Source organism: Microbacterium sp. OVT16B (assembly GCF_019969705.1).
GTDB lineage: Bacteria > Actinomycetota > Actinomycetes > Actinomycetales > Microbacteriaceae > Microbacterium > Microbacterium natoriense.
In genome coordinates this window covers 310,042-332,611 of the sequence record NZ_JAHXZA010000001.1, presented here as the reverse complement: position 1 = coordinate 332,611, position 22,570 = coordinate 310,042, and the positions used below count along the sequence as shown (strand labels likewise).

20 protein-coding genes and 1 tRNA gene are annotated in these 22,570 nt (G+C 68.3%); 8 read left to right on the top strand and 13 right to left on the bottom strand.

The window, feature by feature from the left end:
- Window positions 1-74: 74 nt before the first annotated feature.
- A complete protein-coding gene (locus tag LC438_RS01605; protein ID WP_105677061.1) occupies window positions 75-920 on the top strand; it encodes a serine protein kinase RIO in 846 nt (281 codons plus the stop codon).
- Between the two features lie 24 nt (window positions 921-944).
- Here the strand turns inward: LC438_RS01605 and speB are convergent, their stop codons facing one another.
- From speB to LC438_RS01585, 4 genes are read right to left on the bottom strand one after another with little or no spacing between them, the layout of a single operon-like run.
- Complete coding sequence (gene speB, locus LC438_RS01600; RefSeq protein ID WP_223585625.1) at window positions 945-1,895, bottom strand: agmatinase; 951 nt, start codon at window positions 1,893-1,895, stop codon at window positions 945-947.
- 26 nt (window positions 1,896-1,921) lie between these two features.
- Window positions 1,922-3,520 carry a thiamine pyrophosphate-binding protein gene (locus LC438_RS01595; RefSeq protein ID WP_223585624.1) on the bottom strand — a complete coding sequence of 533 codons (1,599 nt, stop codon included), beginning with the start codon at window positions 3,518-3,520 and terminating at the stop codon, window positions 1,922-1,924.
- Window positions 3,521-3,534: 14 nt separating this feature from the next.
- Window positions 3,535-5,205 carry an amidohydrolase gene (locus tag LC438_RS01590; protein WP_223585623.1) on the bottom strand — a complete coding sequence of 557 codons (1,671 nt, stop codon included), beginning with the start codon at window positions 5,203-5,205 and terminating at the stop codon, window positions 3,535-3,537.
- On the bottom strand, window positions 5,202-6,524 hold the full coding sequence (locus LC438_RS01585; protein WP_105677056.1) for an MFS transporter: 1,323 nt from the start codon (window positions 6,522-6,524) through the stop codon (window positions 5,202-5,204). Before LC438_RS01585 ends, LC438_RS01590 begins: the two co-directional genes overlap by 4 nt.
- Window positions 6,525-6,744: 220 nt before the next feature.
- Here LC438_RS01585 and LC438_RS01580 point away from each other — a divergent pair, with 220 nt between their 5' ends.
- Window positions 6,745-7,650: an Lrp/AsnC family transcriptional regulator gene (locus LC438_RS01580; protein WP_105677054.1), complete on the top strand. Its 906-nt coding sequence runs from the start codon at window positions 6,745-6,747 to the stop codon at window positions 7,648-7,650.
- A gap of 20 nt (window positions 7,651-7,670) precedes the next feature.
- Here the strand turns inward: LC438_RS01580 and LC438_RS01575 are convergent, their stop codons facing one another.
- Window positions 7,671-8,222: an ATP-dependent endonuclease gene (locus LC438_RS01575; protein WP_223585622.1), complete on the bottom strand. Its 552-nt coding sequence runs from the start codon at window positions 8,220-8,222 to the stop codon at window positions 7,671-7,673.
- Between the two features lie 104 nt (window positions 8,223-8,326).
- On the opposite strand from LC438_RS01575, the gene LC438_RS01570 reads away from it, so the two are divergent.
- Window positions 8,327-9,727, top strand: coding sequence for an MFS transporter (locus LC438_RS01570; RefSeq protein ID WP_223585621.1), 1,401 nt, complete (start codon window positions 8,327-8,329; stop codon window positions 9,725-9,727).
- A 9-nt stretch (window positions 9,728-9,736) separates the two neighbouring features.
- Window positions 9,737-10,045 (top strand): hypothetical protein, encoded by a 309-nt coding sequence (locus tag LC438_RS01565; protein ID WP_223585620.1) that lies wholly within the window; start codon window positions 9,737-9,739, stop codon window positions 10,043-10,045.
- A gap of 55 nt (window positions 10,046-10,100) precedes the next feature.
- Here LC438_RS01565 and LC438_RS01560 read toward each other — a convergent pair whose 3' ends face one another.
- Window positions 10,101-10,658, bottom strand: coding sequence for a MarR family winged helix-turn-helix transcriptional regulator (locus LC438_RS01560; RefSeq protein ID WP_223585619.1), 558 nt, complete (start codon window positions 10,656-10,658; stop codon window positions 10,101-10,103).
- 103 nt (window positions 10,659-10,761) lie between these two features.
- Here LC438_RS01560 and LC438_RS01555 point away from each other — a divergent pair, with 103 nt between their 5' ends.
- Complete coding sequence (locus LC438_RS01555; protein WP_223585618.1) at window positions 10,762-11,556, top strand: MarR family winged helix-turn-helix transcriptional regulator; 795 nt, start codon at window positions 10,762-10,764, stop codon at window positions 11,554-11,556.
- 353 nt (window positions 11,557-11,909) lie between these two features.
- On the opposite strand, the gene LC438_RS01550 is transcribed toward LC438_RS01555, so the two are convergent.
- Window positions 11,910-12,551, bottom strand: a complete 642-nt coding sequence (locus LC438_RS01550) for a TetR/AcrR family transcriptional regulator (protein WP_223585617.1) — start codon at window positions 12,549-12,551, stop codon at window positions 11,910-11,912.
- 72 nt (window positions 12,552-12,623) lie between these two features.
- On the opposite strand from LC438_RS01550, the gene LC438_RS01545 reads away from it, so the two are divergent.
- Window positions 12,624-13,511, top strand: coding sequence for an alpha/beta fold hydrolase (locus LC438_RS01545; RefSeq protein ID WP_223585616.1), 888 nt, complete (start codon window positions 12,624-12,626; stop codon window positions 13,509-13,511).
- Here LC438_RS01545 and LC438_RS01540 read toward each other — a convergent pair.
- On the bottom strand, window positions 13,490-14,233 hold the full coding sequence (locus tag LC438_RS01540) for a hypothetical protein (RefSeq protein WP_105677045.1): 744 nt from the start codon (window positions 14,231-14,233) through the stop codon (window positions 13,490-13,492). The genes LC438_RS01545 and LC438_RS01540 overlap by 22 nt on opposite strands.
- Entirely contained in the window at window positions 14,230-14,835 is a 606-nt protein-coding gene (gene dcd, locus LC438_RS01535) for a dCTP deaminase (RefSeq protein ID WP_105677044.1), read from the bottom strand. The genes LC438_RS01540 and dcd overlap by 4 nt, the downstream gene beginning before the upstream one ends.
- Window positions 14,836-15,112: 277 nt before the next feature.
- Here dcd and LC438_RS01530 point away from each other — a divergent pair.
- Window positions 15,113-15,186: transfer RNA gene (locus LC438_RS01530), tRNA-Gly, on the top strand.
- Window positions 15,187-15,402: 216 nt separating this feature from the next.
- On the opposite strand, the gene LC438_RS01525 is transcribed toward LC438_RS01530, so the two are convergent.
- The 3 genes from LC438_RS01525 to LC438_RS01515 all read right to left on the bottom strand — a co-directional run bounded on the left by LC438_RS01525 (window position 15,403) and on the right by LC438_RS01515 (window position 19,148).
- Window positions 15,403-17,037 carry a hypothetical protein gene (locus LC438_RS01525; protein ID WP_223585615.1) on the bottom strand — a complete coding sequence of 545 codons (1,635 nt, stop codon included), beginning with the start codon at window positions 17,035-17,037 and terminating at the stop codon, window positions 15,403-15,405.
- Entirely contained in the window at window positions 17,034-17,999 is a 966-nt protein-coding gene (locus LC438_RS01520) for a hypothetical protein (RefSeq protein WP_223585614.1), read from the bottom strand. The genes LC438_RS01525 and LC438_RS01520 overlap by 4 nt, the downstream gene beginning before the upstream one ends.
- 330 nt (window positions 18,000-18,329) lie before the next feature.
- Complete coding sequence (locus LC438_RS01515; protein ID WP_223585613.1) at window positions 18,330-19,148, bottom strand: hypothetical protein; 819 nt, start codon at window positions 19,146-19,148, stop codon at window positions 18,330-18,332.
- A gap of 364 nt (window positions 19,149-19,512) precedes the next feature.
- On the opposite strand from LC438_RS01515, the gene LC438_RS01510 reads away from it, so the two are divergent.
- On the top strand, window positions 19,513-20,001 hold the full coding sequence (locus tag LC438_RS01510; RefSeq protein ID WP_223585612.1) for a hypothetical protein: 489 nt from the start codon (window positions 19,513-19,515) through the stop codon (window positions 19,999-20,001).
- A gap of 70 nt (window positions 20,002-20,071) precedes the next feature.
- On the opposite strand, the gene LC438_RS01505 is transcribed toward LC438_RS01510, so the two are convergent.
- The gene (locus LC438_RS01505) at window positions 20,072-22,546 is read right to left on the bottom strand and encodes a helicase C-terminal domain-containing protein (RefSeq protein ID WP_223585611.1); all 2,475 of its coding nucleotides are present in this window, start codon (window positions 22,544-22,546) and stop codon (window positions 20,072-20,074) included.
- Window positions 22,547-22,570 lie beyond the last annotated feature (24 nt).

Here is a 22,570-nt window from a genome sequence, read left to right as displayed (position 1 = left end):
TCGCGCCCCTCGCCGACATCCTTCCCTGAGGTCGCCGCCTGTGTGGCCTCCTGGCCATCACGGAGCAATCAAAAGTGACCGATCCCCTCGCGTCCTTCGACGCACTCGAACTCTCCCTCACCTTCGCCGACGTCGAGCCCGGCGACGGGCAGCGCTGGACCACCTGGCCGACCACCATCCCCACGCAGCGCGGACCGCTGCCGTGGCCCTCCTGGATCGTGACGGATGCCGGCGCGCTCGACACCGAGCTCGGCATCCTCAAGACCGGCAAGGAGGCCGACGTGTTCCTGCTGGAGCGCGCCGTGCCCGACGACCCCGATCAGCGCACGCTGCTCGCGGCGAAGCGGTACCGCGGCGAGGAGACCCGCAGCTTCCACCGCTCGGCGATGTACACGGAGGGTCGCGGCGTGCAGAACACGCGCGACGCCCGCGCGCTCGCCAAGAAGTCCTCCCACGGCCGTGAGGTCGCGGCATCCGCCTGGTCGATCGCCGAGTTCGACGCCCTGTGCCGGATGCACGAGCTCGGGGCGCCGGTGCCGTACCCGGTGCAGGTGAACGGCACCGAGATCCTGATGGAGTTCATCGGCGACGAGTCGGGCACGGCCGCGCCGCGGCTGGCGCAGGTGCGCTCCTCACGCGAGGAGCTCGCCGGCTTCTACACGCAGATCGTGGAGATCATGCGGGTGTTCGCCGTGGCCGGCTTCGCGCACGGCGACCTGTCGGCGTACAACCTCCTCGTGCACGAGGGGCGTGTGCGGGTGATCGATCTGCCGCAGATCGTCGACATCATCGCCAATCCGCAGGGCCTCGACCTGCTGCACCGCGACTGCGTCAACATCTGCGACTGGTTCGCCCGGCGCCGCGTGGACTGCGACGCCGAGGAGCTCTTCGCCGAGCTGCTCGCGGCATCCTTCGTGTGAGGACACGGCCGGCGCCGCCCCGCGTCAGTCGCGCGCGAGCTGCGCCGCGAGCAGCGTCACCAGCTCGTACAGGACGTGGCTCGCGGCGATGCCGGTCATCTGCGCGTGGTCGTAGGCGGGCGACACCTCGACCACGTCCGCTCCCACGATGGTCGTCGCCGACAGGGCGCGGAGGATGCGCAGCAGCTCGCGGCTCGTGAGGCCGCCGGCCTCCGGAGTGCCGGTGCCGGGGGCGTGCGCGGGGTCGAGCACGTCGATGTCGATCGAGACGTAGAGCGGACGGTCGCCGATGCGCTGCAGGATGCGCTGGATGCCGGCCTCGACGCCGTGCTCTTCGATGTACTCGCTCGACACGATGGAGAAGCCCAGGCGCTCGTCGTCCTCGAGGTCCTGCTTGGAGTAGAGCGGACCGCGGGTGCCGACGTGGCAGCTCGCGGTGAGGTCGATCAGGCCCTCCTCGCTCGCGCGGCGGAAGGGCGTCCCGTGCGTGATCGGGGCGCCGAAGTAGGTGTCCCAGGTGTCGAGGTGGGCGTCGAAGTGCAGCACGGCGACCGGACCGTGCTTCGCCGCGACGACGCGCAGCAGCGGCAGGGCCACCGTGTGGTCGCCGCCGATCGTGACGATGCGCGAGACCTGCTCGCCGAGGGCCAACGCCGCGCTCTCCACCTCGTTCACGGCCGCCGTGATGTCGAACGGGTTCACCGGGATGTCTCCGGCATCCACCACCTGGGCGATCGCGAACGGCGACACGTCCTGCGCGGGGTTGTACGGCCGCAGCAGGCGGGACGACTCGCGCACGTGCGACGGCCCGAACCGGGTGCCTGGGCGGTAGCTCACCCCGGAGTCGAAGGGGATGCCGACGACGGCGATGTCGGCGCGCGGCACGTCCTCGATGCGGGGAAGCCGCGCGAAGGTGGCGATCCCGGAGTACCGCGGGTTCTGGGAGGCGTCGATGGGTCCGACGTTCTCGGTCATGGTGGGTCCTGTCTGTCGGATGCTGTTCAGAGGGCGTTCTGCGGGATGTGCACGAGCTGCACGCCGCCGTCGGCGATGGCGTCGCGGATGCTCGCCGCGATGTCCTCCCGGCGCTCGACGCGGCGCCCGGTCGCGCCGAACGCGGTCGCGAGGGCCGCCCAGTCGGGCTGCACGAGGTCGACGCCGATCGGGGTCATCCCTCGATCGAGCTCGTTCTGACGGATCTCGGCGTATCCGCCGTTGTCGACGCACACGACCGTGACGTCGAGACGCTGCTCGACCGCAGTCACGAGCTCGTTGACGCAGAACATGAGGGCTCCGTCGCCGATCACGGTGACGGCCGGGCGCGAGTCGTCGGCCACGCGGGCGCCGATCGCGGCGGGCAGGCCGTAGCCGAGGGTCGCATAGGTGGGCGTGTAGAGCAGGGAGTGCGGATGCTGCGACCGCAGCACGCTCCCCAGCGCCATGTAAACGATCTGCGAGGAGTCCCCGGCGACGATCGCGTCGTCGGGCAGCGCCTCGGCGATGATCTCGGCGAGCGCGACGGTCTGGGGGGCCGTGTCGCGCATCTCCGCGTCGATCGCGGCGCGCTCGGCCGCGAGGTCGCGCGGAGGGCGGTCGCCCAAGGGCAGGTGCGCGAGCAGGGCGTCGACCACCGCCGCGGCATCGCCCGCGATCCCGACCGTGGCCGCGAGGTTCTTGTCGAGCTGCGCGACGGAGATGTCGATGCGCACCACGGCTCCCCGTGCCTCCAGCCGGGGAGCCCACAGCTCGGCCTCCCCCAGCTTCGAGCCGACGACGAGCAGCACGTCGGCGTCTTCGGCGACCGCACGGGCCGCGGCGAGACGCAGGTTCGATCCGAGGGACAGCGGATGCCGCTCGTCGACGACGCCCTTGCCGTTCAGGGTCGTCAGCACCGGGGCGCCGAGATGCTCGGCGAGCGCGGTGACGCCGGCCGCGGCATCCGTCGCTCCGCCGCCGGCGACGATGACCGGGGTGCGGGCGTCCGCGAGCAGCCGCGCCGCCTCTGCGACGCCGGCCGGGTCTCCCGAGTGAGGGGACGGCGCCGGCCTGGGGAGCCTGTGCGCCTCGGGGACCCCGGCCGGCGCCTCCAGGACGTCGAGGGGGATCTCGATGTGCACGGGGCGGGGACGCCCGGTGCGGAACAGCGCGAAGGCGTCGTGCACGGCATCCACCGCCTCCGCCGCCGTGGTGACGCGGCGCGACCACTCGGCGATCGCGCCGACCATCGCCGTCGCGTCCTTCGTCTCGTGCAGGGTGCCCACGTCGGCGAACTCGGAGCCGAGCGGCACACCCGGCGAGAGCACGAGCAGCGGACGCGACTCGCAGAAGGCCGTGCCGATCGCGCTCATGGCGTTCTGCAGTCCCGGCCCGGAGGTCGTGATGACCACCCCGGGGAGCCCGGTCTGCTGTGCCCACCCGTCGGCGCCGTAGCCGGAGCCCTGCTCGTGGCGGTTCGTCACCGCGCGGATGCCGAGGTCGGCGAGCGGGCGGTACAGCTCCAGGTTGTGGGTGCCGGGGATGCCGAACACCGCCGTCACCCCGTAGCCGCGGATGGTCTCCAGGACCGCCCGCCCCGCCGTGTCCGCGTACTGATCGGTCATGATGGCATCCTCCCTCACGCCGCCGAGTGGCGGCGCGTGCCGTCGACCCAGGTCTCGCGGACGATGATCGCGGAGATCGTCTCGGGGGCCACGGCGAGCGGATCGTCGGACAGCACGGCGAAGTCGGCGTACTTGCCGACCTCGAGCGAGCCGAGGTCGTCTTCGCGGCCGATCGAGATGGCGCCCTCGATGGTGTGCGCCCGCAGCGCTGACAGCGCCGAGATGCGGAGGTCGTCGGGGCCGAGGGTGTGGCCGCGGCGCGTCACGCGGGTGACGGCGGTCTGGATCGCCTCGAGCGGGATGGGCTCGGCCACGGGCGCGTCAGAGGAGATGGTGAAGCCGACCCCCGCGCGCTCGAACTCGCCGAGCGGGTTGAACCGCTCGCCGGGGGTGCCGATCGCCTGCTCCACGCCCTCGCCCCAGTTGAAGTAGTGCTGCGTCTGGTTGACGGGGCGGATGCCGGAGGCGGCCATGCGCTCGATCTGCTCGGTGGTGGGCAGACCGCAGTGCTCGATGCGGTGCCGGGCGTCGGCGTCGGGGCGCTCGGCGAGAGCGGCTTCGATCGCCGAGACGACCATCTCGATCGCCGTCGGGGACTGCGCGTGCGTCGCCGTCTGCAGGCCGGCGGCGTGCGCCTTGCGGATGAGCTCGGCGTATGCGGCGGGCTCGTGGTACAGCTGTCCGGTGCGGCACGGGTCTCCGACGTAGCCGTCGGGGAAGTACGCGGTCCAGCCGCCGAGCGTGCCGTCGGCGTAGAACTTGATGCCGGCGAAGCTGAGGTGGGCGTTGCCGAACTGGCCGACGAGCCCCATCTCCAGGGCCTCGTCGAGCAGGTGCGACAGCAGGTACATCGAGACGCGCAGCTCCAGGCGTCCGGCCTCGGCGAGACGCAGGTACATGTCGAACTCGCGGCGGGTGACCTGGCAGTCGCCGATCGAGGTGACGCCGCCGGCGAGGAACCGCTGGGTGGCGGCATCCAGCTGACGCAGGTGCTCCTCCGGCTCGTCGGCGAGGTGGAAGTTCGGTCCGTGGTGGCCGATCTTCACGCCGTGCACGCCCGTGAGGATGTTGCACGCGGCATCCGAGAGCTCGCCCGTCAGCTCGCCGTCCGCATCGCGGAAGAACTCGCCGCCAGCGGGGTTCGGGGTGTCGCGGTCGATGCCGCCGGCCGCGAGCGTGTACGAGTTCACGACGCCGCCGTGCCCCGACGCGTTCATGAGGTACACCTCGCGGTCGGAGGCCACCTCGTCGAGCTCGAAGCGGGTCGGATGCCGCTGCTCGACGAGGTTGCGCTGCTCGTAGCCGTAGCCGCGCACCGGCCGCCCCTCGGGAGCGTCGGCCGCCGCCGCGCGCAGCAGCGCCACGATCTCGGGGATGCTGCCGGCCTGGCCGGGTCCGCAGTCCACCCAGGTCATCATCTGGCCGAACATGAGCGGGTGGGCGTGCGCGTCGACGAACCCGGGGACGATCACGGCATCGCCGAGGTCGATCCGCTCCGGGGCGAGACCGGCGCGTTCGGCGGCGGCCTCGCACTCGGCGGCCGTGCCGATCGCGACGATCCGTCCACGGTCGGTCAGCATGGCGGACGCTGTCGTGGCGACGGCATCCGCCGTGTGGATCGCCCTGGCCGTGATCAGGAGGGGCTCGGTCTGGGCCGAGCGGTCGAAGGGGGAGAGCTTTCTCATGGGAGCGGGTTCGCAGTCGTGTCGGTGCGGGCGGTGAAGGATGCCGTGACGGGCGCCTCGTCGGAGTGCTGCGGCGCGAGCCTGGTGCAGACTCCGGCGATGACGGCCATGCCGATGAACATCGCGATGACCGACCAGATGCTGCCCGTCCAGGCGACGAGCTGGGTGGCGAACCAGGGCGAGAACCCGGCCCAGATCGCCGCGCCCACGCCGTAGGACAGCGCGATCGAGGTGTAGCGGGCCTGCGGACGGAACATCTGCGCGAGGATCGCGGCGATCGGCGCGTACGTCGCGCTCATCGCGATGCGCACCAGCGAGGCGAACAGGAAGATCAGCGGCTCGACCCTGCCCGGCATCACGAGCAGGAACGGGATGAACGTCAGCACCGAGGTCACGAGGCCGATGTACATGATGTTCTTGCGGCCCCACTTGTCGCCGAGCCAGGCCACAGGGAGAGTGACGACGAACTCCACGAAGGAGGCGATGGTCATGGCGTCGAGGATGACCTGCTCGCTGATGGCGATGGGCTCGCCGGTCGCGTAGGCGGTCGCGAAGGTCGTGGCGAGGTAGTAGCCGCCGGTGGAGATGGGCAGGATGCCGATGCCGAGGAGGATCGGCAGCCAGTTGGCGCGGAGCGCGAACCCGAGGGGCATGGACTGCTTGCGGCCCTCGACCTTCTGCTCGAACACCGGGGACTCCTCGACGCGGTAGCGCACCCAGAAGCCGACGCCCACGAGCACGATCGACAGCAGGAACGGGATGCGCCAGCCGCCGTTGAGGATGAAGTCGTCGCCGCCGCGGGACATGATCGCGAAGATGCCGGAGGCGAGCAGGGCGCCGGCCGGGTTGCCGAGCTGCGTGAAGCCGCCGTAGAAGGTCTTCTTGCCCGCGGGGGCGTGCTCGACGCTCATGAGCACCGCGCCTCCCCACTCGCCGCCGACCGCGAGACCCTGCAGGGCGCGGAGGATGATGAGCAGGATGGGGGCGGCGATGCCGATGTCGGCGAAGGTCGGCAGGCAGCCGACGAGCACCGTGGCGACGCCCATCATGAGCAGGGTGATCACGAGGGAGACGCGGCGTCCGAACTTGTCGCCGATGTGGCCGAAGATGATGCCGCCGAGCGGACGCACGAGGAACGCGACGGCGAAGGTGGCGAAGGCCCGGGAGGTCTCGACGAGCGGATCGCCGCTCGGGAAGAACAGGGGGCCGAACACGAGAGCCGCAGCCGTCGCGTAGACGTAGAAGTCGTACCACTCGATGGTGGTGCCGACGAAGGCGGCGATGCCTGCGCGTCGCGCCCTGGTGGTGGTGGAGTTCATGGAGCCCGCTCCTTTGCGGAAGATGTCGGATAGCGAAGGATGCTACGGGCGTCCGAGCCCCTCGACAAGGGCAGAACTCCAGCGAGAAGACTCATTCACTGGAGTTCTGTCAGCCCTCACAGGCAAAAGTGTCTCTTGCGACACGCGTGGCCCATCCTGCACTGTATTCATGTACGCACTCGCGTGCGTTCGCCGGTAATCGAGCACTTTCGGGACGACCATGGATTTCGACGCCGATCTCATCCGCGCACTGCAGGAGGACGGACGCGCCAGCATCCGCTCCCTCGCCGACCGCCTCTCGCAGACGCGCGCCGCCGTGGCCGCGCGCCTGCGCGTGCTGCTCGACGACCGCACCGTGCGCGTCGTCGCCGCCGTCGACCCGGTGTTCCTCGGACAGCACGTGCTCGCGCACGTGTCGATCCGCACCGAGGGCGCGGCGGGCGTCGTCGCCGCGCCGCTGCGCGACATGACGGAGACCGTGTTCGTCTCCTCGGTCGGCGGGGCGCACGACCTCGTCACCGAGGTGCGCCTCGGCTCGATGGCGGAGCTGCACGACCTCCTCGCGCGCATCAGGGCCCTCGACGGCGTGCTCGACATCAACACGATCATCTACTCGACCGTCGTCAAGGGCTTCTTCGTCTCGGAGTACCACGGCGACATCACCCTCGATGCGATCGACGAGGCCCTCATCGAGCAGCTCCAGATCGACGGACGCAAGAGCTTCCGCGCCCTCGGCCAGGCCGTGCGGCTCTCCCCCTCTGCCGTCGCCACCCGCGTGCAGCGCTTGATCGACGGCGGCGTCATCAAGATCAGCGCCGTGGAGGCGAGAGGCCTCGCGCACCGGCAGCTGTCGATGGGCGTCGGGGTGAACCTCGATGACGACACCGCGATCGTGCAGGAGCTGCGCACCGGACGAGGCGTCGACTTCGCCGCGCGCACCCTCGGCCGCTTCGACATCGTCGCGACGCTGGTCGAGCCGTCGGCCGGAGCCCTCTACGCGAGCCTCGAACGGCTGCGCGCCCTGCCCGGCGTCACCCGCATCGAGGCGTGGCTGCACCTCGCCGTGCTCAAGGAGGACTACGCCCGCACGCTGCGCGACCCCCGCATCAGCGTCGAGGGCCGCTAGACCACAGAAGAGGGCCGCTGCTATCCGGCGAGCGCGGCATCGAGCAGCGCGACGAGGGGGCGCGGCATCCGATCCAGGGGGATGGCGTCGATCACGTCGGCCGCGAACCGCGCCTTGCGTCCGGCCGCCGTTCCCGCGAACCGGTGGAGCTGATCCTCGACGGCGCGCTCGCGCTGCGCTGGCTGCCCCTGGAACACGCGGAAGCGGGCGAGCTCTCCCCGGGCGTCCAGCGTCTCGACGACGAGCTCGGGGCCGGCGGCGGCGATCGCCTCGTCTTCCAGATCGCGTTCGCAGCCGAAGAATCCGACGCGCTCGGGGTCTGCGGTGGAGTCGAGCACCCCGAGGTCCGACAGCACCCGCCGCACGTAAGCGCCCTCCGCGGCGTCGTAGAGGCCGAGCACCCGCACCTCGTCCGTCTGCGCGAGAAGGTCGCGGAGCACGGCGCGCAGATTGGTGATCCCGTCGAGGTCGACGAGGTCGAGCGCGTCGACTCCGACGTCGAGTCGTCGCGAGGCGGCCTCGAACGCGAGCCTGTCGCTGGCCCCTTCGAACAGCACGACCGTTCGCGTCATCGCATCCGCCTCGACATGCGTCGACCCTACCCCGCCGGTCGAGTGCGCCCTGCCGCACGGCGCGCCGTCACCGCCCGTTCACCGGCCGCCGCCAGACTTCCCTCATGAGCGAACCCGAAGAGCGCGCCGAACCCCTGGCGACCGCGAAGAGCGGCGCCGTCGGCGTGATCGGCCTCGACCTCCGCGGCGACACCCCTGCTCCGAAGAAGCAGGTCTACTCGTGGGCGCTGTGGGACTGGGCGACGCAGCCGTTCAACTCGGTGATCCTCACGTTCATCTTCACGGCGCTGTACCTGGTGGGCCCCGACTTCCTGCCCGCCGACATCGCGGCCCTCGGCGAGAAGGACCCCGTGCGCGTGGCGGCCGAGGCCGACCTCGCCTCGGGTCTCGGACTCGGCAGCACCATCGCGGCGCTCGCGATCCTGCTGCTCGCCCCGGTGCTCGGCCAGCGGGCGGATGCCGCGGGCAAGCAGAAGCTGTGGCTCGGCATCGGCACCGGCGCGCTCATCGTCAGCATGTTCGGGCTCTGGTTCGTGACCCCGCAGGTGAGCATGTTCTGGGTGGGTGTGGCGCTGATCTCGGCGGGCACCGTGTTCCAGGAGATCGCGGCGGTGAACTCCAACGCGATGCTGATCGGCATCGCCAACCAGAAGACGATCGGCCGCATCTCCGGGCTCGGTTGGGGCTTCGGCTACATCGGCGGCATCATCGCGCTCGTGATCGTCGTCGTGCTCGACGCGTTCGACTGGTTCGGGATGTCGACCGACAACGGCCTGCCGTTCCGCCTGATCGCCGTCGGCTGCGCGGTGTGGGCGATCGTGTTCAGCATCCCGATCTTCCTCAACGTGCCGGAGCCGTCGCTGGGGCGCCCGGAGCGCAAGGTGGGCTTCTTCGCCTCGTACGGCCTCCTCGTGAAGGACGTCGTCGGCCTCTACCGCTCCCCCGAGACCCGCACCACCTTCTGGTTCCTGCTCGCGAGCGCGGTGTTCCGCGACGGACTCAGCGGCGTGTTCACATTCGGCGCCGTGATCGCCTCGACGATCTTCGGCTTCGAGTTCCAGGAGCTCGTGATCTTCGGCATCGCCGCGAACCTCATCGCGGGCGTCTCCACGATCATCGCCGGCCTCTTCGACGACCGGTTCGGCCCCAAGCGCATCATCCTGCTCTCGCTGGCGTCCATGACGATCGCCGGACTCGTGGTGTTCTTCCTGCGCGACGGCGGCACGATGGTGTTCTGGATCGGCGGGCTCGTCCTGTGCGCATTCGTCGGACCGGCGCAGGCCGCGGCGCGCTCCTTCCTCGCCAGGGTCACCCCCGCGGGGCGCGAGGGCGAGATCTTCGGCCTCTACGCCACGACCGGCAGGGCGGCGAGCTGGATGGCGTCCGGCGCGTGGACGCTGCTGATCGTCCTCACCTCGCAGACCGCGTTCGGCATCCTCGGCATCGTCGTCGTGCTGATCGCCGGCTTCCTGCTCCTGCTTCCGGTCAAGTCCGGCCGCTCGTAGGCTCGGCGCATGCCTGTCCCGGAAGGCCCCTCGCGGGACGTCGTCGTCGTCCCCGGATGGTTCGGCGGCGGGATGATGTTGAGCTGGCTGCCGCTGTCGATCGGCGTCCGGCGCCGCCTCAAGGCCTGGAACCAGATCTGGGAGGAGGTCTTGGATCCCGTCACCGAGATCCGATGGCCTGATCCAGACGTCGGCCGACAGTGGATCGCCGAAGGTGCAGCGCTGGTCCATGACATCCAGGACGAGCTGGGCCCGTCCTATCGGGTGCGCGGCGAGTTCGCCGCCTATGACCCGGAAGCCCTGCCTCCCAGCGCCTGATCCCGTCGAGGCGACCTCCGGCCGCTGACCGGAGCCCCGACCTGGCGGGCCTGACTCACTGCCCCCAGTTGTCGGCGAGCTTGTTCAGCAGGCGCGCGAGCTCTGCGCGCTCATCGTCGGTGAAGGCGGCGAGCGCCTTGCCGAGGACCTCGCGCCGCTCTCCCCTCATGCCCCGTGCGAGGCGACGGCCCTCATCGGTCAGGGCGATGCGCGTGCGCCGGGCGTCGTCGGGGTCGGCCTCGCGGCGCACGAGGTCGTGCGCGACGCCCTGCTGCACGAGGCGGGAGGCACGCGGCTGATCGACGCCGATCGCCGCGCCGAGGTCGCTCACGCTGAGCGGAGCGGATGCCGCGGCCAGCGCTTCCAGCATCCGCATCCGGGCGGGACCGCCGAAGCGCCCGCTGGGGTCGGTCATCCACGGGGGGCCGGGGAAGCCGCCGCGGCCGGGGTGTCCGCCGCGACCACCTCTGCCCTCGTGATCGTCGTGGCCGAAGTGCTCAGGGTGGGGTCCGCCGTGCCAGCCGCCGGGGCCTCGCCCGCCGGGTCGCCGGCCACGCAGCCGCGACAGGGCCTGGGCGATGATCTCTGCCGGATCGTTCTCTGCTGCGCTCACGATTCGATTTTACATGCGACTTGACATGCATTAGAACTCATGTCACCATACATATACATGCACTGTGACAAGCACATGCACACTGACATCTAAGGACTTCACCATGAACACCTCTGACAACACACAGAACCCACGCCCCTTCGGCTACTGGATCACCGCGACCGATCGCCTGATGGCGGCCGAGTTCGCCACCGCCTTCGAGCGCGAAGGAGCGAGCCGCCGCGACTGGCGCCTGCTCAACGTGATCGACGGCACGGTCCCCGCGTCACGCCCGCTGCACCCCGGCAAGGTCCGTGCACTGGTCGAGCGCGGCTGGGTCGAGCAGACCGCCGACGGCTGGACGCTCACCGACGACGGCCGCGCCGCCAAGGAGCGCCTCGCAGCGCTGGTCGACAACATCCGCGCCACGGTGACGGATGCCGTCAGCCCCGACGACCTCGCGACCACCCTCGCGACTCTCGAGCAGATCGCCCGCGCCTTCGGCTGGGACGAGAACACCCCCCTTCCCCGTCGCCGCGGAGGCCGCGGCTTCGGCCGTCGCCACGGGCATCCGTTCGGACGCGGTCGCGGATTCGGCCCGTTCCGCGGAGGATTCGGTCCCGGTTTCGGCCCCGGCTTCCGCGCAGGGTTCGGCCCCGGCTTCGGCCCCGGCGACGAGCACGGCGACGACTGCGGCCACGCGCACGCGCACCGCCACGGCGCCGACGCCGAGCACGGTCACGACTCCCCCGCGGAGCACCGCCGCGGCTTCGACGGAGGGCGCGGACACCGCTTCGCCCCCGAGTTCGGCCACGGCCGCCCTCACCACGGGCACGGCGACCACCGTGCGGCCCGCGCCGCGCAGCACGCGTACGAGCGCGGCTTCGACGCCGGCTACTCCCGCGGTCGCGACGCCTGACCCCGCATACCGGCGCCCCTCGCTCACACCGCGACCAGCGGTCGTCGAGCGGGGGGGGCGCTGCCATGTCCACGCGGAGCCTCACCCCGTGCCGACTCACTCCGCTCGCGCAGCGATAGGGCTACCCGGTCGTTGAGCGAGGACGCGCAGCGACCGAGACGAAACGCCCCGAGCCTCGTACAACCTCCGACGGGGCGGCGGCGGTTCCACGCTCATGCCGCGGGATGCCACGCTCACGCTTCAGGATGCCGCGCTCACGCTGCCGGATGCCGACTCACGCTGCTCATATCTGCATACGCGGCAGAAGTTTCCACCGCGCGTGCAGAGAACAGCAGCGCAGCGCGTTTCGCGGCTCAGAGGTCGAGTAGCCCCACGACCGCGGCATCCGCACCGGCATCCGTCAGCCGTCCGCGCATTGCCGCGGCGGCGACCGAGTACGGACGCTCGTCGCGCATCATGAGCGAACGGGAGTTCGCCTCCTCGTTGAGCGCGATCAGCTCGAACGCGAGCACCTCGGGGTCGTCGACGACGAGCTCGCCCGCCGCGACCGCGTGCCGCACCTGCGCCTCGACATAGCCGTACCAGTCGACGAGCGCCGTGCGCACGGCGTCGCTCACCGGCCCCGGCTTCGAATCGACGTCGGCCGCGGTGGCCGCGAAGAAGCACCCGCCCGTGAACACCCGATCGCGCGAGTAGATCAGCGCGTTGCGCAGGAGGAGGGCGAGGCGGCGTGCACCCCGGGGCTCCGTGCGCGCAGCATCCACGATCCGCGTCGTGAAGATCTCCCTGGCGGCGGCGATCGTCGCGAGCTGCAGCCCTTGCTTGCTCTGGAACAGGGTCGCGATGCTGCTCTTGCTCGATCCCGACGCCTCGGCGAGGCGGCCGATCGTCAGCCCGTCGAGACCGTCGACCGAGGCGAGGTCGGTCGCGCTCGCCAGCACCACGCGCCGCGAGGCATCGCCGCGGGCCCTGCGCCCGTCAAGGATCTCCGACATGCTTCTAGTATACGAACGATCGTTCGCGTACTATACGTATGATCGTTCGTATTCTTCGTCGGAAGGATCCCCATGCCCTCCCTGTCCGAGCTCATCGCCGGCGGCATCCGCCTCGCGTCCACGGTCTCCCCGTCACTGGGCGGCGATCTGGCCTACCGCGCGTTCTTCAGCACGGCGCCGCAGATGCCCGTGCACCCCCGCGACGCGGCGACCCACGCCGATGCGCAGACCACGGCCCTGCGCGTGAACGACGCCGACATCACGGCCTACGAGTGGGGCTCGGGCGCGCGCGCCGTCCTGCTGCTGCACGGCTGGAGGGGCCGCGCCTCGCAGTTCGCGCCGCTCGTGCGCGAGCTTGTGGCCGAAGGGTTCCGCGTGGTCTCCTTCGACGCTCCGGCGCACGGCTCGTCGGCCGGACGTCGCACCGACATGCGCGATTGGATCGAGGCCGCCGAACAGCTGCAGACCGCGCACGGACGCTTCGACGCGATCATCGGCCACTCATTCGGCGCCCTGGCCGCACTGACCGCTGCGCGCGCGAGCGTGCCGACCGACACGGTCGTCGCCGTCTCCGGCGCCGCGAGCCCCGCAGCGTTCGTCGAGGAGTTCGCGCGCGAGTTCCGGCTTCCGGCTGCGGCGGTGACGCGGATGGAGAGGCGGTTCCGCGACCGCCTCGGCGTCGACGAACGGCAGCTCGAGGAGACATACGACGCCGTGCGGCATCCGCTCCCCGACTCCGTCGACCTGCTCGTCGTGCACGATCGCGCCGACAGCCGGATGCCGGATGCCGATTCGCTTCGTCTGCACGCCGCACACCAGGGGCGTTCGCGGCTGCTGCGCACCGAGGGATTCGGGCACACGCGGATCCTGCGGGCGGATGCCGTGCTCGACGCGGTCATCGAGCAGCTTCAGGGAGCGGGTCGCGCGGCGGCGGAGACTCAGAGCGGCAGCGCGAGGTAGAGCTGGTACGCGGCCTGCTCCGAGAAGTCGGCGGCGTCGTTGGCCGGAGCCTCGATCAGGTACAGCCGACCGACCTCGTGCGGAGTGGACTGCGCATCGAGGTGCCACAGCACCCGGCTGGTGAGGGCGCCGTCGTAGTCGTAGCGGGTGCCGGATCCGTCGTCGAACACCGTGGTCTGGAACACCGGCTCGCCGATGCGCGCCCCGAGGTCCTTCACGGCCTGCGCCGCCTGCTCGTCGGTGTCGAACTGCAGCACCGTGAGCGTTCCGGCGCCGAGGTCCGACGTGAAGACCGCGGTCGCCGCGGCCGTCGCCCCGACCTCGGGCTCGGCATCCGACCATCCGGCCTCGGCGGTCCATGCACCCGCATCGACGCCGATCTCGGACTCCAGCGCACCGCACAGCTCGCCGCATTCTCCGGCGCGCACGGGCTGCGGGTCGTCGGGCTCCTGCTCGACGACGGCCGGCTTCTCCGTGTCGGCATCCCCTCCGCGATCGCCGATCGCGCTGAGCAGGCCGGTGGTCAGCATCACGATCGCCACCGTCAGGCCGAGCAGCAGCGTCGCGCTCGCGGCGATCACCGTGATCACCACCACACGGCTGCGTCGCCGGACGCGGGCGACCTCCTGCGATTCCTCGGCGTCATCGCCGTCGGACTCCACCGGCGGCGTCGGCGCTGCGGGCGGCCGGTAGACGTCCTCCGGCCGCTCGAGCCCCGTCATCCCCCGAGCGCCCCGACGTCGGTGGTCCCGACGTTCGTGCGGTGGAAGTTCTGGAACGAGCGGGATGCCGTCGGCCCGCGCTGCCCCTGGTAGCGGTTGCCGTAGGGGCCGGAGCCGTAGGGGTTCTCGGCGGGAGAGGTCAGACGGAAGAAGCAGAGCTGGCCGATCTTCATGCCCGGCCACAGCTTGATCGGAAGGGTCGCGACGTTCGCGAGCTCCAGGGTCACGTGGCCGGTGAAGCCCGGGTCGATGAATCCCGCCGTCGAGTGGGTGATGAGGCCCAGCCGACCGAGGGATGACTTTCCTTCGAGGCGTGCGGCGATGTCGTCGGGGAGCGTGACCTGCTCGAACGTCGCCCCGAGGGCGAACTCCCCCGGGTGCAGGATGAACGGCTCGTCGGGGTCGACCTCGATCAGACGCGTCAGCTCCGGCTGATCGACGGACGGGTCGATGAAGGGGTACTTGTGATTGTCGAAGAGGCGGAAGTAGCGGTCGAGCCGCACGTCTATGCTCGACGGCTGGATCATCTCCGGCGCGTGCGGTTCGAGGCCGATCCGGCCGGATGCGAGTTCTGCCCTGATGTCGCGATCGCTGAGAAGCACGCGACCAGCCTACTCGGCGGGGCCAGGACGTCCTCGACCGATGACGCCGTCCTCTCGGCCCCGCCTCCGCCAGAACTCCGGAGTCTCGGCCTTCTCCGACCTCTCCAGCCTCCAATCCCCTCCGTCTGCCGCGGATCTCCGGAGTTCTGGCGCCTCCGTCGACGACGCCCGGCCGCACAACACGCAGCCGACGACGACATCCGCGCCGTTTTGCCAATCACGGGGCGCCGGGTAGTCTGGCCGTACCCCGTTCCCGCGACTTCGCGGCGAGCGATCCGGGGCTGTAGTTCAATGGCAGAACTTCTGCTTCCCAAGCAGACAGCGCGGGTTCGATTCCCGTCAGCCCCTCCACGGCTCTGTCGCATTATTCGGCGGTTCTCGTCGCATAATGCGGGCGGAGCATCCTCGAAGTGACGATTTCGGCGCGGGTTCGGTCGGTCTTGGCTGACGAGCATCGAACCAGCGAGTGTTCGCCAGCATGTCGAAGCCCCTGCGCTCGTATAAGGGCAGGGGCGATTGCCCTGGTGGCGCGTTGGTGATGTAGTGCGGCGCGTGGGTTCGGTCTTGCTACCCGGTGTCACCGAGGTGCTGCGTGGACGACTCAACCGGCGGCGGCGTACCTTCGTCGGTCGCGACGGTGGCCGACGAAGGGGCCGGGTGCGGGTCCCCGATGTCGTGGTCGTAGCCGCTCATGAGCGCGGCGATGTTAACGGTGGCGATGATGATGCCGAACAGAAACGCGTTCTTGAACAGCCCGAGCACACGCACACTTCCCCGAGCGATTCGAGTCTTGTGGGTCTTCAGCAAGGAGTTCGCGGTCTCAACCTTGTTCCGTCCCCCGTACCGCTTCCGCCACGCGGTCGTCCCCCAGAGCAGTTCCTGCCGTTCCCGGAAGTGATCGCCCGGCCCTGCCACGACGGTCGCGGCGCATCCGCACGCGACACCGGGCGTGCAGGAGGTCGTGGGATGGCGGTCCGCACGCAGCCGCATCGACTCCGGGTAGTTCGGGCAGCGGAGCACGCTACGGCGCGCAGGTCCCCGATAGCGTTGCTTCCGCCTCGCAAGGTCCGGGGCACCCTGCGGGAGAAGCGCGTACAGGAGACGCTCGTCGTACATCTTGGCGAGTTCGGCGGCTTCGTCGGCAGGCTGATTCAGCGGGTAGCCCGGAAGACGACGGAGCCGTTCCGGGAGAGCGTTGCTGAACAGTCCCCCGTCTACCCAGATCGTCCCGGGCTTCGGGCCGGGGGTGACACCGCGCTGGTTAGCGTGTAGGTCCAGGGTCGACTTGATGCCACGGTCGGCGAGTTTGTAAGCCCAGTTCTCCGCAAGCAGGTATGTGTACCCGCGGTCGGCGAAGACATGATCGATGGGGACGCCGCTGGACAGCGCCGCATCGATCGCGGCGATGCCCGCGGTGCCTTTGCAGCTTCCGGCGGGGACGATCGCGACCCCACGGATCAAGAGCGGGCGCGGTTCCCCGGGTGTCTCGGTGACATCCACGAGCAGATGGTTATCCCAACCGACAAAGGTGCCCTTCGGTGCGCCGTTCTTCCCTGACCGGTAACCCTCCCGCGCCTCGGGGTCGAGAGTGTGCTGCTTGCGACCGTCCGCTCCGATGAGAGGGAATCCCGGCCACACCCGGTTCTTGCTCTTGCTCGGCGCGGCCTGCTCAGGGAGCGCGTCTTTCGTGGTGTCAGGCTTGCTTCCGGGCGGGGAGTGTCGTTCGGCCCACGATTCCAGGTCGGTGCTGTCGATCGCTTGCACCCGTGATGGTGGGATCGACGCGGGAATCATGCCCTCGACCATCTGGGTCAGAAGCACCGACAGGTCCATCGGCGCTACGGGTTCCGTGATCTCCCCGGTGATCGCGTTCACCGTCGCGGTGGTGGCGCGCACGATCTCCGTGAGCGTACGGGAAACTTGCTGCTTCGAGATTCGCGCGAGGGGGTGAATGCCGAGCCGTGCCGCCTGATGCGAATTCAGTCGGGTGGCGACATTCGCAGCGTTGGTGAGGAGCAGTTCCCCTCTGGCTTCCATCGCCGCGATCAGCATGAGCGCGACGATCGACCGGACCTTGTGCATCCGCGGTCGCCCCCTGTCGTGGACAAGTGCTGCGTCGAGACGCGCTACCCAGGCCGCACTACTCCAGACGATCGCGCGGCGCACGAGGCCTTCGTCGACCTCGGTGAGGAAGACGCTCACGCGCCTGCGGCCTTCCGCAGCCACAGGCCGTTGGTGAAGCGCCCAGGCACGAATGGGGCAACCGTCTCCAGCGTCTTCGCTGACACGACACCTGCGAGAGCTTGAAACTCGCTGACCCGGACGTCGCGGCTCAGGACGTTCACCATCCAGGTGATTCGAAACCTCGACAACCGCAAAGTCCGTTGCTTCGCAGGCAACGCGATCCCATCGATCAAGTTCCCCACCGGATGCTTCGCTCGCGGATTGAACGGCCCGACGAGCGGCTCGGATTGATCGAACTCAGCGAGCTCGTGAAGGAGGGGCACGTACCTGGTGTCGATCGGGACGACGCGGTCGGGGAGTTGAATCGTGCACACCTGCATCCCGTCGGCATCGGTGTAGCCAAGATGGCCCGCGATGGATACCGTGAGCGCTTCTCCAGCACGGAGTCCGGCACCGAGGCAAAGGACCATGAACGCCTTCAGTCGGCGCTCTGCCGTCACGGTGGGTTGTGCGCGCAAAGCGTCCCAATATGCGTCAACTTCTGCAGGCGCCAATGGAGCCGTCATCGGTGCGTCGCGCGCATATACCCGATCGGGTTGCGGCCACGGCACCGCCTTCGTCGCAGCACGGGCGACACGTCGCAGATGGGAGCGGCGCGTCGCCCGTGATGCCGGAGTCATGTGGGCTGTCTGAGTGGCGATAAACCGTTCGACATGATCCGGAAGGAATACCCGCTCCGCGGTCAGGGGTATCTCCTGCTGGTGACACCAGCAGAGGAACTGGGCAGTCGCGCGGATCGCCGCCAAAGCGGCATCCACGCTGCTGTGATCGGCGGCTTCGCACGATTCGACAACGAGCGGGCGAATCACGGCCCAGACGCGCTCAGGCACATATTCGTGCCGCGGCGTGTAGGTCTCGTACACGCGAGTGGGGGACGTGATCCAGTCCCCGGCGATCATCCGCCCGGTCAAGACAGCCACCCAAGGTGGACTGCGACCCCGAGTAGGAGCCAGACGGAGAGCGTTACCGTCAAGGCAACGTCATTGAAACAGATCGTGGCGGGTTTCAGCGCACGCCGAAGATGACCTTGACCGGCAGTCGTGTTCCGCGTAGTCTCAAACTTGTCTAGAGATTGAGGGCCTTTGCGGGAGACCGTGGAGGCCTTCCTCTTTGTTCGCACCCGAGTTCGGTGCGTGAGCATGATGAGTTCCTGTCGGTGTCCTTCCTGCCTCCCCCTTGGAGGCGATCGTCAGTAGTTCGTGATCCAGGGCTCTGTATCGCGGCAATCGCCGTGATATCGCGCGATCGATCTAGGTCGCGGAGTTATCGCGCGCTGGCCTGCGGTAGGTCGCGCGCCGCGGACGCTCGGCATCGCCGCGTTGCCTAAGGAGGTCAAGTGACCGTCCAACCTGCGTGGCGTCGGCCCACCGCCCCTGCTGCTCCATAAATCGTCGTACTCCGGTGACGGTCCATTCCTCATCATTGGAGAGCGCGATACGCGCAAGACCCGCGAGGGGTTGCTCGCCTTCGATGAGTTCACGGATACGCGTCCAGTTGCGAACGGTAAACGGGAGCGTGTCTGCGGGGAGACGTCCTGCGTACTGCGCGGCTTCGAGTTCGCGAACGAGCGCCACGACATTCTCAAACTTCGTCCTCGCGACTTCGGGCGGCATGTCCTCTTGCTCCTTCGCCTCCGGCTGATTTCCCCTCAGCGTGCCACGGCTGGCGTCCGACGTGAGAGACATAAGCGGGGCGGGCCGATCATCGATCATTCTGTGTAGCAGGGCGTCACGTCTGGAGCAATCGCCCGCCGTGAGGGCATCACCAATCCGTGCAGAAGCGAGCGCGGCAGCGTACTCCGGAAGACTCAACCACCGTTCCCCGTTGATTGTGCGAACCAGTGTGGCTTTTGAAATCCCCAGCTCCGAGGCCAATCCACGATGATCCGAACCAGGCCCTGGAGTTCTCACCGCCCCAGTCATGTTCAGGTAAGTGCCCGCTACAAGCGAGAACTCGACGGCGACGGCCTCATCTCCGCGGGTCGGCCTCAACTTGTCTGAGAGCACATCGATCAGCCAGTTCCGCGAATGCAGCGCCGCGGCCGGAGAGGGCCTCACCACACCCACCATCGGCTATCACCCCGGAAACTCCACGCACTGCGACACGACACTTGAACGCTAGCGCGGGAGGTGAACATAGGAAAGAAAAGTCGTCCAATATTGGTCGCTCGGTTTCAAGCGTGCGACCTGCTGAGGCTTCGCGGAGCCCGACGACGTCCTCTCCAGAAAGCGCCGTTGGCGCACTCAGAGGCGCGACGGGCATCGTCCAAGCATCTTCCGTCTTCCCGGACTGGCCAATGGCTGATCGACTCCGCCGATCCCATGCGTCTCTGATTCCACGATTGCATGCAATGGCATCAACGATCTCGGCATGCCGGGTGTCCGCCGCTGATTGCGGGGTGTGCGGGAGTTAGCGGTGCGACATCATGGAGTCATGTCGGACGACGACCTCACAGATAGCGAGCGACGATTCCTGATCGAGTATGGAGGCCTCACCGCTGCGGAACTTACGCCCGAGGCGCTCGCGGAAGCCGCCTCCGTCGCAGAGCATGCTATTGCAGCATCTATCGCTGAGGTTCGAGCAGGCGCACTAACGGTCTCCGAAGTTGCATCGCTTCTCGGCCAGCCTCGCGCCGAGGTCCTGCAAGCCGCCGCTTCGGGCGACTTGTACGCAGTTCTGGGAGAACCTCCAGCCCCCGAGCCACTGTTTCCTGGTTGGCAGTTCCAGGAGGGCCGTGTGGTACCGCATCTACGAGAAGTGATAGCGGCTCTCCCCGCCGACGAGCACCCTCTACTTGTGCAGAGCTTTATGACCTCCTGGGACGAGGATCACCTCGACGGGTGGCCACCTGCTGCGTGGCTTCTCGCCGGTCGCGACCCTGGCGCTGTCGTACAGTACGCGGACGAACTGTCGTGGCTTTGACCGGGTCCTGACGGACATCCCGGGCGCTACTCCTGCAGTGCCCTGTCCGGTTGCGGTTGAAGGGCAGGCATTACACGGCTCCCCCAGTCACCGGTCTGAGACGAGCGGTCATATCGGCGGGCCGCAGATGGTGTCCAGTGAGGAGTCTGTCGATCGCCTCTGGGTCACACCAAGGGTTCCCCGTGAGACCGACGCTGAACGCCCGGACATCGTTGACCAACTCCCCGAGAGTCCTCTCATCGAGAATCTTCATACCAACCGGTGCCGAGGCGTCCTTGTACAGCTTTCGCGAGTGATGCACCATCACCGGAGTGGCGACGTCGGTCGGCGCATAGTGCTTGCCGAACCAGAGCATGGACTGAGAAAGCTGGCCCGCATCCTTCTTGGCGATGAACTCGCTGGTTGCACCGCTCTTGGCTTCGATCACCCAGAAGCTACCGGTCTCGAGTGCCCAGAGGTTGTCGGGGCCAGCGGAAAGTTCCCGCTCGGGGCGTTGCGAGTTGAACCCGAGGAACGCACCGAGTTCACGCATCGCTTCTTCGAAGTCCTCAGTGCGGTCGGGATCGAAGCTGAGCGCGTCGAAGATGCTCTCGATCTCGACCCTCATCTGAGCGGGTGTGCCGTACTTCGCCGCAAGACGCTCCGCGATGGTGTTCGCCTGCGCACCCGCGTATGTGAGCGGCACGAATGTCACCCCGGCCAGCGGCTTGAGTACGTAGTAGTTCTTTGCCTGCGCGGTGGCAAGTAGTTGCTGCGCTTGGGCCGGATCAACAGGGTTGAGGTAGGCGGCGGCTTGTTCGAGGAGGCTCCCGGCTCGCCTTTCGTCGGGAAGCTCTTTAGCGGCTTCGGTGAGGATACGGCTGGCGGCTGCCAGATTGCCTTGGGAAGCGAGGTCGAACGCGCGGCGCTCCGCGGTCGTCGCGGGATCAATCCGCGCAGGTTCGGGAGCAAGCCCTCTCAACGCCCGCTTTGCACCTCGCACCCAGTCGGGGTCGCGTTCCAGTGCCTGCTGCGCGGTCTGCATGATCTTCTCAAGAGGGGTGTCCTTCAAACCCTTGGCAACCGTCCGCGAGGCAGTCAACTGCTTGCGGGTCGCGGGGCTGAAGCGTGCGAGCGTGCGGGGGTCGATTGTGATCTGTGCGAGACGCCTACCGATGAGGAACACCACGCAGTGGTCTTCGTTGCTGCGCACACCGCGGCCCATGCCCTGTTCAAGACGCTGCACTTGGCGGTCGTCGATCCCTGTGACGGAGGCACGCATCAATGCGTTGAGCCGGTCGTCGCCGTTGTAGCTCTGCGGGAGCCCGTCGATGACGAGAACGCGACACGCGTCCTGCGGTAGGTCGATGCCGTCGTATTTGTTCGCCACGATCACCAGGCCGACGTACCCTTCGCGCATCCGCCCAACCACATTGTCCAACGATGAGGCGTTCGCGAAGATCGCGTCGTCCGGCCACGCGGCTCTCGCTCGGTCGCTGGGCACGATGACCAGCGTGTTGTATTTGTCGCTCAGCTTCACGATCTTCTCGCGGACCTTCGCCGCGGTGATCGACTCGTTGATCTCTTCGGGTGCCAGGATCATTCGCTCACCGATATCGCCCGCCGAGAGCGGGTAGATCGGTTGAGCGACAAGTTCAGAATCCGCACCGAACTCGGACACGAGGACGCTGTCGTCCGCAAGAGTCGCGGTGAGGAACACGCGATGAGCGGCTTGGTCGAAGCTCACAACACGTCGGATCGGCGGGCACGGCGGCGTGATCGTCACCGCCGACCTCGTGAACACGACCCGACACAACTGGAGCACGTCGCGGATCGCGAGCGCGGAGTAGTCACGGTCGTTCTCGGGCTTGTGATCGCGAATGATGCTGCGGAGTTCTTCGAGATGGCTGGTGATCGACCAGAACGGCACGCGAGCAAAGCCGTTGCCGGTCTCCGCTTCGATATCGAGCAGCACATCGGGAGCCTGTGTGCGCAGGTCTTCCTTGAACAGAGCCAAGAGCTTGTCGAACGTTCCGTTGCTCCTTGCGACGGTCACCGCGAACTGGGACCGGACCGTCGTCAGGGCGGCGTGGGCGTCATCGATGACAACTGCTTGGATCGGGATGCGGTGGCTGGGGTCCCTTGATTCGGAGAAGATCGAACGACCATTGAACAGTTTCGCGGCGTTGACGACACCGATGGCTTCCCCAGCGAGGTACTCCGGCGATTCCGGATCAGTCGTCACCGGGATGCCCAACCTGCCTGCCTCCGTGACTACTTGCGACACGAGGTAGTTGTCAGGTGCCACGTACAGCGCAGGAATCACGCCGTCGTTGAGGTAGCTCTGGAGGATGACCAGCCCATCGATGGTCTTCCCTCCTCCGGTGTTGACCTTGAGTACGATGTCCCGGCGTGAACGGCGCTCATCCCACTTGGTCAGCACTTGTGCCTGGACGTCGCGCAAGTACCCGTACCCCTGAGCCTTCGAAGGAAGCTGCTCGTAGAGTTCGCGAGGCTCCGTCGCTTGCTCCGCCTCTGCCTCACGAAAGAGCCTGTCAAAATCCATGGTCGTTCCCCCCACTCTCTATTA

Coding starts and splice junctions, on each gene's coding strand:
- LC438_RS01570 (WP_223585621.1), top strand. CDS start 8,327: ATGAGCGAACCCGAAGAGCGCGCCGAACCCCTGGCGACCGCGAAGAGC.
- LC438_RS01555 (WP_223585618.1), top strand. CDS start 10,762: ATGAACACCTCTGACAACACACAGAACCCACGCCCCTTCGGCTACTGG.
- LC438_RS01515 (WP_223585613.1), bottom strand. CDS start 19,148: ATGGTGGGTGTGGTGAGGCCCTCTCCGGCCGCGGCGCTGCATTCGCGG.
- LC438_RS01590 (WP_223585623.1), bottom strand. CDS start 5,205: ATGAGAAAGCTCTCCCCCTTCGACCGCTCGGCCCAGACCGAGCCCCTC.
- LC438_RS01565 (WP_223585620.1), top strand. CDS start 9,737: ATGCCTGTCCCGGAAGGCCCCTCGCGGGACGTCGTCGTCGTCCCCGGA.
- LC438_RS01505 (WP_223585611.1), bottom strand. CDS start 22,546: ATGGATTTTGACAGGCTCTTTCGTGAGGCAGAGGCGGAGCAAGCGACG.
- speB (WP_223585625.1), bottom strand. CDS start 1,895: ATGACCGAGAACGTCGGACCCATCGACGCCTCCCAGAACCCGCGGTAC.
- LC438_RS01510 (WP_223585612.1), top strand. CDS start 19,513: ATGTCGGACGACGACCTCACAGATAGCGAGCGACGATTCCTGATCGAG.
- LC438_RS01595 (WP_223585624.1), bottom strand. CDS start 3,520: ATGACCGATCAGTACGCGGACACGGCGGGGCGGGCGGTCCTGGAGACC.
- LC438_RS01540 (WP_105677045.1), bottom strand. CDS start 14,233: ATGACGGGGCTCGAGCGGCCGGAGGACGTCTACCGGCCGCCCGCAGCG.
- LC438_RS01575 (WP_223585622.1), bottom strand. CDS start 8,222: ATGACGCGAACGGTCGTGCTGTTCGAAGGGGCCAGCGACAGGCTCGCG.
- LC438_RS01550 (WP_223585617.1), bottom strand. CDS start 12,551: ATGTCGGAGATCCTTGACGGGCGCAGGGCCCGCGGCGATGCCTCGCGG.
- LC438_RS01545 (WP_223585616.1), top strand. CDS start 12,624: ATGCCCTCCCTGTCCGAGCTCATCGCCGGCGGCATCCGCCTCGCGTCC.
- LC438_RS01585 (WP_105677056.1), bottom strand. CDS start 6,524: ATGAACTCCACCACCACCAGGGCGCGACGCGCAGGCATCGCCGCCTTC.
- LC438_RS01580 (WP_105677054.1), top strand. CDS start 6,745: ATGGATTTCGACGCCGATCTCATCCGCGCACTGCAGGAGGACGGACGC.